This window comes from Cereibacter changlensis JA139 (genome assembly GCF_003034985.1).
GTDB lineage: Bacteria > Pseudomonadota > Alphaproteobacteria > Rhodobacterales > Rhodobacteraceae > Cereibacter > Cereibacter changlensis.
The window spans coordinates 1-13,136 of sequence record NZ_PZKG01000111.1; the positions used below are offsets into that span (position 1 = coordinate 1).

The window sequence follows — 13,136 nt, forward strand, 5'->3', positions numbered from 1 at the left end:
GCGACGACGCGCATCGCGCGGCGCTTGCCGATTGACCGGCCCAATCAGGGATGTTGGGCGGATCTGACAAACAGAAAAAACCGCAGGGCGGGGATGAGCGCGGGCCAAAGCCCGCGTCGATCCCCTGACCTGGCGTCTGACCTGCTCGATCCCGACACATGTCGGGATCTCGATGGGCTGAAGGGTTATCCAGCGCGGCGCGCGCCTCGCATCCGCCTAACCGAACGCGCCTCCGAAGCGCGAAGGCAGGTGAGGCGGTTGTGGAGAACCCGCACCGGCGAAAAATTCGATGCGACGATTTTCGCCCTGAGGGTCGAAACTTTCAGAGTGATGCAAAGGAAGGGAAATACCCTGCACCGTATTGATGTCCCTGTCGAGATGGCCATCGGCGAACCGGCAAAATCAATGGGGCGGAGGCCGCGCATACTCTTCACCGCCGCCCGCATCGTGCCCGCCGTCATCGCCTCCCGCCGCTTCCCTCCCGTCACGCCACTTGCCCCTTGCAGGCCGCACGCTTCGCCCGTCCCGCGGCGACGATGTCGCGGAACGGGCGCAGGTCCTCCTCGTAGGCGGCGAGCGCCGCCCGATCGTCTGCCGTCGCCGTGCCGCGTTCGTCCCGGCCCAGCATCAACTCGCGACCACGCTGGTTCTCCGCCGCCTCCTCAAGGATCTTCCTGCGGTCCATCGCCATCGGCGGCCGGGGATGCCGGCGCAGGAAGCGTAGCAGCTCGACGAGGTAGCCGCCGAGCTCGGCCTTCGACCGCTCGATCAAGGCGAGCCAGCTGGTGACGATCGGATCCTCCATCAGCGGCCGCTCCCGCAACCCGCGCGTCAGCCCGCGGATCACCGCTTCCGAGGGCCAGACATTGCGCCGCGCCCCATCATCTGCTGGCACAAGCGCACCGAACAGCACGGCGGACAATCCACCTTCCGATTCAATCCGAGGCGGACATGCTCTAGGATCCCTCAGCCCCGGCGTTTGCGCTTGCCGTCGTGCCGCTGCTCAGACCACCGATGGTGAACCCGCCATCGACGGCGAGCACTTGGCCGGTGATGTAGCTGGATCCGCTGCCCTCGAGCAGGAACAGCGCCGCGCCGGCGATCTCTTCCACCGAGGCGTAGCGCCGCATCGGCACGGCGTTGATCCAGCCCTGCCGGACTTCCTCGCCATGCCATTGCCGCGCCATCGGCGTGTCCACCGGACCGGGCGCCACGGCATTCACCCGCAGGCCCAGCGGCGCCAGTTCCACCGCCATCACCCGGGTCATGGCATTCATCGCCCCCTTCGACGCGCCATAGGCCACGCGGCCCTCATTGCCCTGGATCCCCGACACCGAGCTGATGTTGACGATCGCGCCTTCGCGGCCGCGCATCACCCTTGCGGCCTCTCGAGACATGAGAAAGCTGCCCACCACGTTCACGTCGAGCACGCGGCGCAGCTGCTGCGGGGTGGTCAGCATCACCGCCGCGTCGAGCCCGATCCCGGCGGAGTTCACGAGGCCGGCAAGCGGGCCAAGTTCAGCCTCGACCCGCGTCACGGCCTCCGCCACCGCCGTCTCGTCGGTCACGTCGAGCGCGATGCAGAGCACGCCTCGCGGTTCGAGCCGGGCGCGGGCTTCCTGCAGGCTGGGGTTGTCGAGGTCGAAGATGGCGACTCGCCAGCCCGCCGCAAGCGCCGCGCTGACGATGCCCGCGCCGATCCCGGATGCGCCGCCGGTGACGATGACCGAGCGGGTCACAGCCAGCACCGGATGCGGTCGACCACCGCCTTGCGCGAGATGCCGTAGCGATCCTGCAGCACCGGCAGGGTGCCGGCGTCGAGGAACTGGTCGGGCAGGCCGATCTGGCGGAAGGCGCAGGAGACGCCGCCGCGCATCAGGCAGCCAGCGACCGCCTCGCCCAGACCGCCGATGACAGTGTGGTTCTCGGCCACCACGACGAGCCGCCCGCTGCGCGAGGCTTCGCGCAGGATCGTCACCTCGTCCAACGGCTTCACTGTCGGGACATGCAGCACTGCCACATCGACCGAGTCCTTCTGCAGCTCCTTCGCCGCATCCAGCGCCCGCATGGTCATGAAACCGGTGGAGATGATCAGCACGTCGCGACCGCCGCGCAGCAACGCCGCCTTCCCGAGCTCGAAGCGGTAGTTGTATTCGTCCAGCACCAGAGGCACCTGGCCGCGCAGCACGCGCATGTAGACCGGGCCTTTGTGCTCGGCGACGGCGGGCACCATCTGCTCGACATCCAGCGCGTCGCAGGGGTCCAGCACGGTCAGGTTGGGCATGGCGCGGAAGATCGCCAGATCATCCGTCGCCTGATGGCTCGGACCATAGCCGGTGGTAAGACCGGGGAGGCCGCCGACGAATTTCACATTCGCGTCCTGCTCGGCCACCGCCTGCGAAATGAAGTCATAGCAGCGCCGTGCGGCGAAGGTGGCGTAGGTGGTTGCGAAGGGGATGAAACCCTCTTTCGCCAGCCCGCCCGCCGCCGTGGCCATCAGCTGTTCCGACATGCCCATCTGGTAGAAGCGGTCCGGATAGGCCTGGGCGAAGATGTGGATGTCGGTGTACTTCGCCAGATCGGCGCTCATCCCGACGATTTCGGGCCGGCGGCGGGCTTCTTCGATCAGCGCATGGCCAAAGGGCGCAGATTTGGTGCGGTGGCCCTCGTCGACCGAAGACGAGATGATCGCGGGCGTTACCGGCAGGGCCTTGTCGACGGACGGCTGTTTCGTTGTGGTGTTCATGCCACGGTCCTCGCATCGAGCGCCGCATAGGCGCGTTTCCAGTCTTCGGCTTCCAGCCGGATGAAGTGGTTCTTTTCCTTGGCTTCGAGGAAGTCGACGCCGGAGCCCATCTTGGTGTCGCAGATGATGATGCGCGGCTTGGGGTCCGGATGCTCGCGCGCGGCGTCAAAGGCGGCGACCAGCGCCGCGAGATCGTTGCCGTTTACCCGCTGGACGAAGAAGCCGAAGGCCTCGAACTTCTGCACCAGCGGCTCGGTGCTCATAATGCTGGTCGAGGGGCCGTCGGCCTGCACCTTGTTGAAGTCGACCAGCGCGATGATGTTGTCGAGCTGGTAATGCGCCGCCGAGATCGCCGCCTCCCACGTCGGGCCTTCGGCCATCTCGCCATCGCCCATCAGAATGTAGACGAAGGATTTCGACTTCTTGCGCTTGAGGCCCAGCCCCATGCCGACCGCCATCGGCAGGCCCAGCCCGATGGAGCCGCCCGACATCTCGGCCCCCGGCGTGTAGGAGGTCATGCCGGACATCGGCAGCCGGCTGTCGTCGCAGCCATAGGTGACGAGCTCGGCCTCGGGCAGGTATCCCGCCTCGGTGAGGACCGCGTAATGCGCGATGCCGTAATGCCCGACGGAGAGCAGGAAGCGGTCGCGGTCCTCCCAGTCCGGCTGGTCCGGCCGCACGTTCATGGCGTGGAAATAGGCGACCGACAGGACGTCGGCGACGCCGAGCGCCTGGGCGATGTAGCCCTGCCCCTGGACCTCGGCCATGACGATGGCGTTGCGGCGCACGCGATAGGCGCGCTCGGCGAGCTCGCTGTTGTGCAGGAGGGGTGAGTGGTCCATCTGATTTCCTTCTTCTGGGCAGCGGCGGCAGGCCACCATTGAGACAATGTCCGGGTGCGGACCTGGCGGCGGTTCGGCTGACGGGAGCGGATGCGCCTGTGCGGGCATCAGAGCATGCCGATCGAAATCCACGGCACGGCTGCGATGACGATCAGGCCGACGATCAGCGCCAGGATGTAGGGCCAGATCGCGCCGATGGCCTCGTCGGGAGAGACGTTGCCGATCTTGCAGGCGAGGTAGAAGCCGATGCCGATCGGCGGCGTCATCAGGCCGATGTTCATCGCCACCACCACAACCATCGCATATTGGATCTCGTGGATGCCGAGGCTCTTGGCGATCGGGAACATCAGCGGCGACATCAGCACGATGGCGGGAAGCCCCTCGAGGATGCAGCCGAGGATCAGGAAGATGACGATGGAGAGCGCCATGAAGCTGATCCAGCCGCCCGGCAGATCGGTCATCATGTCGGCGAGAACCTGCGCCACGCCGGCCTGGGTGATCGCCCAGGCCATGGCAAGCGCGGTGCCGAGGATCAGCAGGATGGCTCCGGTCATCGCGGCGGTCTCGACCAGCATCGTGTAGAACCGGGCCCAGCCGATGCCGCCATAGAGCACGATGCCGATGAAGATCGCATAGACCACGGCGATGGTGGAGACTTCGGTCGCGGTCGCCACGCCTCCGGCCACGGTGGAGCGGATCAGGAAGGGCAGCACCAGCGCCGGTGCGGCGATGAGGGCCAGCTTAAACACTGCGGCGAAACTGGCGCGGGAGACGCCGCTGAGCACCTCGTGCCGCGCCTTCCAGCGGGCGAGGCCGATAAGCACCGCCATCAAGACGATGGCGACGACGATGCCGCTGGTGAACAGCCCGGCGATGGACACGCCGGCGACCGAGCCCAGCACGATCAGCACGATGGAGGGCGGCACGGTATCGGCCATGGCGGCGCCGGTCGCGAGCAGGGCGATCATCTCGGGCGGCTTGTTGCCGCGCCGCTTCATCTCGGGGAAGAGCGCGGGTGCGACCGTCGCCATGTCGGAGACCTTGGAGCCCGAAATCCCCGAGACGATGAACAGCGATCCCAGAAGCACATAGCTCATGCCGGCCTTCACATGGCCGAGCAGCGAGCCGAGGAAGTCGATGATTGCCTTGCCCATGCCGGTAGCATCCAGCACGCAGCCCAGCAGCACGAAGATCGGCACCGACAGCAGGATGACGCTGGACATGCCCTCGTCCATCCGGCCGATCATCACGAAGACCGGGACATGCGATCCGAAGGCGAGATAGGTCAGCGTGCCGATGCCGAAGCCGAAGGCGATGGGAACGCCGGCGGCCAGACAGGCCGCGACGATGACGACGAGGAACAGGAGAAGCGAGGTCGAGCCCAGGGCGATGAAGAGGGGCGAGCCGAGCCAGAGGCCAAGGGCCAGCGCCGCCAGAACCGCCGTGCCGAGCGCGATATGCGCCACCTGCGAGGTGCGGAACAGGTGGACCAGCAGGATGCCCAGCATCATCGCCATGCCGAGCGGGATCGCGGCGACGCGGAAGGTGTTGGGGATGTTCAGCGCGGCGGAGGTGATGAACCACTCCTCATAGGCATATTCGAAAGCGACCCGCATCAGTCCGACGAGGAAGGAGCCGATGGTCAGCAGCGCCAGGGTCTCGACGAAGGGACGCAGGCGCTCGGGCAGCATGTTGAGAAACAGTGTCAGCCGGAGATGCTCGTTGCGGTCGAGCGCGATGGCCGCGCCCAGCATGGCGAGCCAGAGAAAGCAGATCGACGCCGCCTCCTCGATCCAGACCACCGGCGCCGCGAAGACGTAGCGCGACACCACGCCGCTGAGCAGCAGGCCGACGACCGCCAGCAGCAGGCCTGCGGAGATCACTTCCACCGGACGCATGAAGCGCGAGCCGCCCCGCGCATCGGGATTCTCGCTGACCTGGGGAAGGGCGAGATGGTCTTCTGCTGTGGTCATGCTGCGGTTCCCGGACATGAAGGGTTGCACCGCCGCCGGCAGCACCGGCGGCGGGAGTCGCGGGGCGGCGGCGAGGGCCGCCCCGTCGGGAGAGGTTTCAGGTGAGCTGGCCGGTGGTGGCTTCCAGCAGGCCCCAGGCTTCGTCGCCGAAGCTCTTGTGCCACTCCTCGTAGAAGCCGGCCGTGCGCAGGACCTCGCGGATCGCCGCGGGGTCGGGTTCGTTGAAGGCCATGCCCTTGCCTTCCAGCTCGGTCCGCAGCGTCCGGTTCAGCTCGTCGATGTCGGCGCGCTGCGCCATGGCCGCGTCGGTCATGTTCTTCTCGACGATCTGTTGCAGATCCTCGGGCAGCGCCCGCCAGGCGCGCGGGTTGGCCAGCATCCAGAAGCCGTCCCACATATGGTTGGTGAGCGAGCAGTATTTCTGCACTTCGAACAGCTTGCCCGCGTCAATGGTCGACAGCGGGTTCTCCTGCGCATCGGCGATCCCGGTCTGCAGGGCGGTGTAGGTCTCGTTCCAGTTGATGCTGGTTGGCGCGCAGCCGAGCGACTGGAACATCGAGGTCCAGAGCGGGCTGACCGGCACCCGGATCTTCAGGCCGCGCAGCTGGTCCGGCCCCTCGATCGGCACGGTGGAGGTGGTGATCTGGCGGAAGCCGTTGTTGAACATGTGCGGCATCACATGCAGCCGCGCATCGGTGATCGCCTTGCGGACATGCGCGCCCAGCGGCCCGTCCATCGCCTTCCACACTTCGGACATGTCGCTGAAGGCGAAACCGACGCCGTTGATCGAGGCCACCGGCACCAGCGACGACAGGATGATGCCCGACAGGGTGAAGAACTCCACGGCGCCGGACCGGACCTGGTTCAGCGTGTCGGTGTCCGACCCCAGTTGGTTGTTCGGGAAGATCGCCAGCGCCACACGGCCGTCGGTCTCCGCGGCGATCCGGTCGGCGGCTTCCTGCATCCGGTTGTTCATCGGATGGCCGAGCGGGAAGTTGTTGGCGAACTTGTAGTTGAACTCGGCGGCGCTGGCGCCCCGGGGCATGATGAAAGGGCTGGCCAGGACGGCTCCCCCCACGGCAAGAAATCTCCGGCGATTGGTCTGCATTCTCGTTTCCTCCCTGAAACCGGTCAGCCACCACCCGTCGCCCAGGCCCTCCTCAGCCCCTGCGGCAGATGCGCCTTAATATCCATATCATGGACTTTCTGTACGTCAAAACCCAAGTGCGATAAATTTACTGTTGTAAAACAGAGAACTATGAATTATACAGCTCCATATTATGGAGTGATGTGGAAGAGAGTCAGGTGGAGACAACTGCGGAATCGACAGGAAGCCAGAGCATCGAGCGCGCCACCATGCTCCTCGGGATGGTCGCCGAGCACCATCGGCAGGGCTCCACGCTCGCCATGCTGGTCGCGCAAAGCGGGTTGAAGCAGGCGACGGTGCGAAGGCTGCTGGTGGCGCTGATCCGGTCGGGTCTGGTCGATCAGGACGAGGCGACGCGGCGCTACTATCTCGGCGTGTCGGCCTATGTCTTCGGCTCCATCGCCGCTGACCGATACGGCCTCTACCCGCTGGCCGACGCCTCGGTGCGGCGGCTGGCCGAGCGGTCGGAGGATACGGCCTTCTTCTGCGTCCGTCAGGGGTTGCACTCGATCTGCCTGCGCCGCGAAGAGGGGATGCATCCGATCCGTTCGCATGTCCTGAACGTCGGTCAGCGTCATCCGCTGGGCGTCGCCGCGCATGGCATCGCCATGCTCGCCGCCCTGCCCGACGCCGAGCGCGAGGCGGTGATCGCGGCCAATCTCGAGCTTTACGCGGACCACTATCAGATGCTGACCGAGCCGCTGTTGCGGACGCTGATCGGCGAGACGCGGCGGCGCGGCTGGGCGATCAACCGCGGCATCTTCCATGCCGGCGCCTGGGCCATCGCCGTCGCCCTGCGCGGCCTGAACGGCGAGATCGTCGGCGCCCTGTCGATCGGCGCGGTGGAGGGCCGGCTGAATGACCAGCGGCAGCCGGAAATCGTGACGATGCTGCAGTCCGAGGCGCGCAAGCTGGAGACGGCCTTCGCCAACCTCGGCGCGCATCTAGGGCCGAGACCGGATGTGGAACGCTCTGCCGCGCCGCCCGGCGGGCGGCGGGCTTCGAAGAGAGGATGACAGATGAGCCAGCAGACGACCTCCGGCGCGGATCGGCGGCTGCGCCATCCCGGCGCGGTGCATCCTGACCGGATCGAGAGCTTCGCCTCGCCGCCGATCAAGAAGAGCTTCACGCTTCAGCCCGGCCTCACGCTGTGCGAGGCGGTGGCGCACCCGCTGGCGGAACTGGGCATCCGGAGCGGCGCGCTGCTGCTGTCGGGGATGCGGCTCGGTCCGATGCAGTTCGTCATGCCGACATGGTCGAAGACCCCCGACCACGTCGCCTATTACAGCGATACCCACCGGCCGGAGGGGGTGATCGCCATCGATTTCGCCACCGCGACTTTCGGAGAACGCGACGGCGGGCCGTTCCTGCACTGTCACGCCCTGTGGCGGGGGCCAGAGGGCGAACGCTGTGGCGGGCATATCCTGCCGTTCGACAGCATCGTCGCCGAGCCGACCGAGGCCTGCATCTACGGCAGCCGCGCCGTGACGATGGCGGCGGCCCCCGACGCCGAAACCAACTTCACCCTGTTCCGCCCCGCCGCAGTCGGGGCGACGGGCGGCAGTTGCATCGTGGCCCGCATCCGGCCGAACGAGGATCTGGTCGAGGCGATCGAGACGGTCTGCCGCCACCACGGGCTGACCCGCGCCAGAGTGCGCAGCGGCATCGGCAGCACGGTCGGCGCCGTCTTCGATGACGGCCTGCGCGTCGACGAGGCGCCGACCGAGATCGTCGTGCTCGACGGCCGCGTCGCCCCGGATGCCGAGGGCGCGCCGCGCGTGACGCTCGACATCGCGCTGATCGACGCTTTCGGCCGCATCCACCGCGGAACGCCGAGCCGGGGCTGCAATCCGGTTCTGATCTGTTTTGAACTCATTCTCCAGGCGGAGACCGACGCATGACCAGCTACACCGCTTCGCACTGGGGCATCTACGAGGTGGACCGGACCGAGGACGGCGCGCCGGCGCTGCGTCCGCTGTCGGACGATCCCGACCCCTCGCCCATCGGCCTGCACCAGCTCGCGCCGGAGGTGATGGCCTGCCGCATCCGCCGGCCGGCGATCCGCAAGAGCTGGCTGGAGGGCGGCCCCGGCAGCCGGCCGGAGCTGCGCGGCGCGGAGCCCTTCGTCGAAGCGCCCTGGGACGAAGCTCTGGATCTTGTCGCCGCCGAAGTCGCGCGGGTCAGCGCTGCACATGGCAATGCAGCGATCTTCGGCGGTTCCTACGGCTGGGCCAGCGCCGGGCGCTTCCACCACGCGCAAAGCCAGATCCACCGCTTCCTGAACATGGCCGGCGGCTATGTCCGGCATACCGAGTCATACTCGCTGGGCGCGGCGCATGTGATCATGCCGCATATCGTCGGCAGCATGGCCGACATGATGGCCGATCACAGCACCTGGGACGTGCTGGCAGACCATACCAGGCTCTTCGTCTGCTTCGGCGGGGTTCCGGCGAAGAACGCGCAATCCTCGCCCGGCGGCGCCGGACGGCACCGGGTGCGCGACGGCCTGCGCGGCATGGCCGAGGCGGGATGCCGCTTCGTGAACATCGGGCCCTGCCATGACAATCTCGACACCGGCCATCCGGCGGAATGGATCCCCTGCCGTCCCAACACCGATGCGGCGCTGATGCTGGCCCTAGCCTGGCAATTGCAGGCCGAGGGGCTGCACGACGCCGCCTTCCTCGCCAGCCACACCACCGGCTACGACCGTTTCGCAGCCTATCTGACCGGGGCGCTGGACGGGGTTCCGAAGTCGCCCGACTGGGCCGAGCCGATCACCGGCGTTCCGGCGGCGCAGATCGTGGCGCTTGCCCGCGACATGGCGGCCAGCCGGACCATGCTGAACATCTCCTGGTCGCTGCAACGGGCGCATCACGGCGAACAGCCGTTCTGGATGCTGGTGACGCTTGCCGCGATGCTGGGCTAGATCGGCCTCCCGGGGGGCGGCTTCGCCGTCGGCTACGGGCCGTCCAACACCATGGGGTCCCGCCACCGTCGGCTTTCGGGACCCTCGCTGTCGCAGGGCCGCAACCCGGTGCCGGATTACATCCCGGTGGCGCGGATTGCCGACATGCTGATGAACCCCGGCCAGGCCTTCACCCACAACGGGCAGGCTCTGGCCTATCCGGACATCCGGCTGGTCTACTGGGCCGGCGGAAACCCCTATCACCACCACCAGGACCTCAACCGGCTGGGCAAGGCCTGGCAGAAGCCCGAAACCATCATCCTGCACGAGCCGTTCTGGACGGCCACGGCAAAACGGGCCGATATCGTGCTGCCGGTGACGACCGCGATGGAGCGCAACGACATCGGTTACGCCACCCAGGAGGGCCTGCTTGTCGCAATGAAGCGCATGATGCCGCCGCTGCACGAGGCGCGCGACGACCATGCCATCTTCGCGGCGCTGGCGCAGCGGATGGGCTTCGGCGAGGAATTCACCGAGGGCCGCGACGAGATGGGCTGGCTCCGGCATATCTACGACAGCTGCCGCAGTCGCTGGGATGATCAGGGCGTGGCGATCCCGGAGTTCGACCGGTTCTGGGCCGGTGGCCTGCACGATCTGGAGGCGGAGGCGAAAACCACCGTCATGCTCGAGCGGTTCCGCGCCGATCCCGACGCGCATCCGGTCAGGACGCCGTCGGGCCGCATCGAGATCGTCTCGGAGACGATCGAGGGCTTCGGGCTGGACTTCACGCCGCATCCGGTCTGGCGCGAGCCGGTGGAGTGGCTGGGGGCGGAGGCCGCCGGGGAACATCCTCTGCATCTGCTGACGGATCAGCCGGGACGCAAGCTGCATAGCCAGCTCGACAGCAGCCCGCACAGCGCGGCCGGAAAGGTCGCCGGGCGCGAGCCGATCTACATGAACCCCGCCGATGCGACCGCGCGCGGCATCCGCGCGGGCGATGTGGTGGAGGTGTTCAACGACCGCGGACGCTGCCTCGCCGGCGCCGTGCTGACCGACAAGATGATGCCGGGCGTCGTGCGGATATCCACCGGCGCCTGGTATGATCCGCAGGCGGATGGTTTGGAGAAGCACGGCAATCCGAATGTCCTCACCCTCGACATTGGTGCTTCCGATCTGTCGCAGGGCTGCGCGGCGCAGACCTGCCTTGTGCAGGTCGGTTTGCCCCGGGGGCCTGTCCCGGAGGTCACCGCCTTCGACCCGCCGGTTCTGATTTAGACCCACCTTGGCACATCGATGCCGTCGGGGGGCGCTCACATCATGTGTGGGTAGCCCCGGTTTTAGCGGGCTGTCACCTCAGCTGGCATGATACGATCGAAGGCGTACATGTGTCAGGCCTTTTATCGGGGCGCTTAAGCGCCCTGGCCGATATGGGATCCGCGGGTTGGGTTCAAAACATCAGACCGAGCTCGAGGCTCTTCATGCGACACTGATTTTTCCGACCCCGATCTGGTCGATCGATTCATACTCGCTTCAGCTTCTCCCGCATTTTCGAGGCTGCGCTTCCGGCTCTCTCAGTTCGCCGACAGTGGTTCCCCTCGAAACTCTTCGTCCTTCGTGATCATGGCCCAGATCATGCGCGCCATCTTGTTTGCCAGCGCGATGGCAGCCAACATCCTTGGTTTGCGAGCGAGGATGCGCCCGAGCCATGGGTCCTTCGCTGGAGGTCGAGCCTTGGCCCCGGCGATCACCGCCATGGCCCCGATAATCAGCAGGCGCCGGATGTCTCGCTGCCCGGACTTGCTTGTCGAGCCAAGCGTCGGCTTGCCACCGCTCGAATGCTGCCGGGGCACAAGGCCCAGCCAAACCGGGAAGTCACGTCCCTGCCGCAAGCTCCCCTTCACCGACGTTCGCCCCGCGAAGCGGATGCAGCGGCAGCAAGAAGAGGCCGTCACATGTCCAAGACGCATTGCCGCCGGGCACCTGAACGTAGCGGTCCTAGCATGCTGCCAAGTCTGCCGAGCAGGTCACAGAAGTTGCGCCATGACGCCGTTCCGTCGCAGCCGCCCAGCAGACGGCCTCAGCCGAGGAACCGGTAGCCGATCCCCGGCTCGGTCACGATGTAGCGGGGATTGGCGGCGTCATCGCCCAGCTTCCGGCGCAGTTGGCGCACATAGACCCGCAGATATTGGCTGTCCTCGGCATGGGCGGGACCCCAGAGCGCGTTCAGGATCATGCCTTGCGTCACCAGGCGTCCGGCATGACTGGCAAGCAGCCACAGCAGGTCGAATTCCTTCCGCGTCAGGTGAAGGGGAACACCCGATTTCATGACGACGTGGTTGGCCGAGTCGATCCGCAGGTCGTCGATCTCGATCACTGCCGGAGCCGAAGCGCCGGCCCGATCGCGCAGCAGGCTGCGGATACGGGCGAGGAGTTCCTTCACGCCGAAGGGCTTGACCACGTAATCCTGAGCGCCCGCATCGAGCGCCGCAACCTTGCCGGCCTCATCCGCCCGCACCGACAGGACAAGCACCGGAACCTGGCTCCAGCCACGGATTTCGCGCAGGACCGTCAGACCGTCGGCATCCGGCAGACCAAGGTCGAGGATCACCAGGCCGGGCGCTTCCCGGGCGACCGCCAGAATGCCGTCACGGGCCGTACCGGCCTCGATGACGCTGTGACCCTCGGCCTCCAGCGGCACCCGCAGAAAGCGGCGGATCGGCGCTTCGTCATCAATTACCAGGATGCGGGTCGCAGTGGTCATGCAGGCGCCTCGCGGTAGAAGAGTGGCAGGGACAGCACGATACGCGTGCCCGTGCCGCCCGGTGACGCGGACTCGGCCCGGATCGCGCCGCCCATGGCTTCGGTGAGGCCCTTGCAGATCGCGAGGCCAAGTCCGGTCCCGGCGCGCTGACGGTCGCCTTCGGTGACGCGATAGAACATGTCGAACACGCGAAGCCGCTCTTCGGGCGGAATCCCGGGGCCGTCGTCGGCTATGGACAGTTCCAGCCCCGCGCCGGTCCGGCGGGCGGCGATGGCGATGGTCGATCCCGGGGGCGCGTATTTCGCCGCATTGTCGAGCACGTTGACCAGCACCTGCTCCAGCAGCACCTCATCCGCCAGAACAAGGGGCAAGCTGTCAGGGACATCGGCCGTCACCCGATGCGCCCGGAGCGGCGCGCGCAGACGGTGGCGGGCCGCGCCGACCAACTCGCCCATATCCACCGGGGCGAGCTGCAGGGTCAAGGCGCCATGGCCGATCCGCGTCATGTCGAGCAGGTTCTGCACGTAGCGGTCCAGCCGCTCGCCCTCCTCGCGAATGTTGTCGGCCAGGTCCTTGCGGACTGCGGCGGAAAGCTCCGGCGTGTCCGCAAGGCTGCCTGCCGCGCCGATGATGGTCACGAGAGGGGTTCGCAGGTCATGGCTGACCGAGGACAGCAGGGCCGCGCGCAGCCTCTCGGTTTCGGACGCAAGCCGTGTCTCCGAAAGCTCTTCGGTCAAGCGCAGCCGTTCGAGGGCCAGGGCG

General features: G+C 67.0%; 11 protein-coding genes and 2 pseudogenes. 4 read left to right on the plus strand and 9 right to left on the minus strand.

Translation table 11 applies throughout. The features are described from left to right. Window positions 1-484 precede the first annotated feature (484 nt). The 6 genes from C5F48_RS17865 to C5F48_RS17890 form a co-directional block, all read right to left on the minus strand. A complete protein-coding gene (locus tag C5F48_RS17865) occupies window positions 485-922 on the minus strand; it encodes a hypothetical protein (RefSeq protein ID WP_107665212.1) in 438 nt (145 codons plus the stop codon). A gap of 34 nt (window positions 923-956) precedes the next feature. Continuing rightward, entirely contained in the window at window positions 957-1,739 is a 783-nt protein-coding gene (locus C5F48_RS17870) for an SDR family NAD(P)-dependent oxidoreductase (protein WP_245941530.1), read from the minus strand. Beyond that, window positions 1,736-2,746 (minus strand): transketolase family protein, encoded by a 1,011-nt coding sequence (locus tag C5F48_RS17875; protein ID WP_107665213.1) that lies wholly within the window; start codon window positions 2,744-2,746, stop codon window positions 1,736-1,738. Before C5F48_RS17875 ends, C5F48_RS17870 begins: the two co-directional genes overlap by 4 nt. After that, entirely contained in the window at window positions 2,743-3,588 is an 846-nt protein-coding gene (locus C5F48_RS17880; RefSeq protein ID WP_107665214.1) for a transketolase, read from the minus strand. The genes C5F48_RS17875 and C5F48_RS17880 overlap by 4 nt, the downstream gene beginning before the upstream one ends. 107 nt (window positions 3,589-3,695) lie before the next feature. Next, on the minus strand, window positions 3,696-5,561 hold the full coding sequence (locus tag C5F48_RS17885; RefSeq protein WP_107665215.1) for a TRAP transporter large permease: 1,866 nt from the start codon (window positions 5,559-5,561) through the stop codon (window positions 3,696-3,698). A 97-nt stretch (window positions 5,562-5,658) separates the two neighbouring features. Next, window positions 5,659-6,669 carry a TRAP transporter substrate-binding protein gene (locus C5F48_RS17890; protein WP_107665216.1) on the minus strand — a complete coding sequence of 337 codons (1,011 nt, stop codon included), beginning with the start codon at window positions 6,667-6,669 and terminating at the stop codon, window positions 5,659-5,661. Window positions 6,670-6,866: 197 nt separating this feature from the next. On the opposite strand from C5F48_RS17890, the gene C5F48_RS17895 reads away from it, so the two are divergent. From C5F48_RS17895 to C5F48_RS26140, 4 genes and pseudogenes are all read left to right on the plus strand, one after another. Next, the gene (locus tag C5F48_RS17895) at window positions 6,867-7,724 is read left to right on the plus strand and encodes an IclR family transcriptional regulator (protein ID WP_245941529.1); all 858 of its coding nucleotides are present in this window, start codon (window positions 6,867-6,869) and stop codon (window positions 7,722-7,724) included. Between the two features lie 3 nt (window positions 7,725-7,727). Next, window positions 7,728-8,609, plus strand: coding sequence for a PCC domain-containing protein (locus tag C5F48_RS17900; RefSeq protein WP_107665218.1), 882 nt, complete (start codon window positions 7,728-7,730; stop codon window positions 8,607-8,609). Window positions 8,610-8,740: 131 nt separating this feature from the next. Then, window positions 8,741-10,108 (plus strand): annotated as a pseudogene (locus C5F48_RS17905) (molybdopterin-dependent oxidoreductase); the annotation flags it as partial. Between the two features lie 186 nt (window positions 10,109-10,294). Beyond that, window positions 10,295-10,888 (plus strand): molybdopterin dinucleotide binding domain-containing protein, encoded by a 594-nt coding sequence (locus C5F48_RS26140; RefSeq protein ID WP_245941531.1) that lies wholly within the window; start codon window positions 10,295-10,297, stop codon window positions 10,886-10,888. Between the two features lie 296 nt (window positions 10,889-11,184). Here C5F48_RS26140 and C5F48_RS17910 read toward each other — a convergent pair. The 3 genes and pseudogenes from C5F48_RS17910 to C5F48_RS17920 all read right to left on the minus strand — a co-directional run. Then, window positions 11,185-11,505, minus strand: a pseudogene (locus tag C5F48_RS17910) (transposase); the annotation flags it as partial. Window positions 11,506-11,690: 185 nt separating this feature from the next. Beyond that, on the minus strand, window positions 11,691-12,374 hold the full coding sequence (locus tag C5F48_RS17915; protein WP_107665220.1) for a response regulator: 684 nt from the start codon (window positions 12,372-12,374) through the stop codon (window positions 11,691-11,693). Beyond that, on the minus strand, window positions 12,371-13,136 hold a 766-nt coding region (locus tag C5F48_RS17920; protein WP_258186526.1), incomplete at its 5' end, for a sensor histidine kinase. The genes C5F48_RS17915 and C5F48_RS17920, both read right to left, overlap by 4 nt.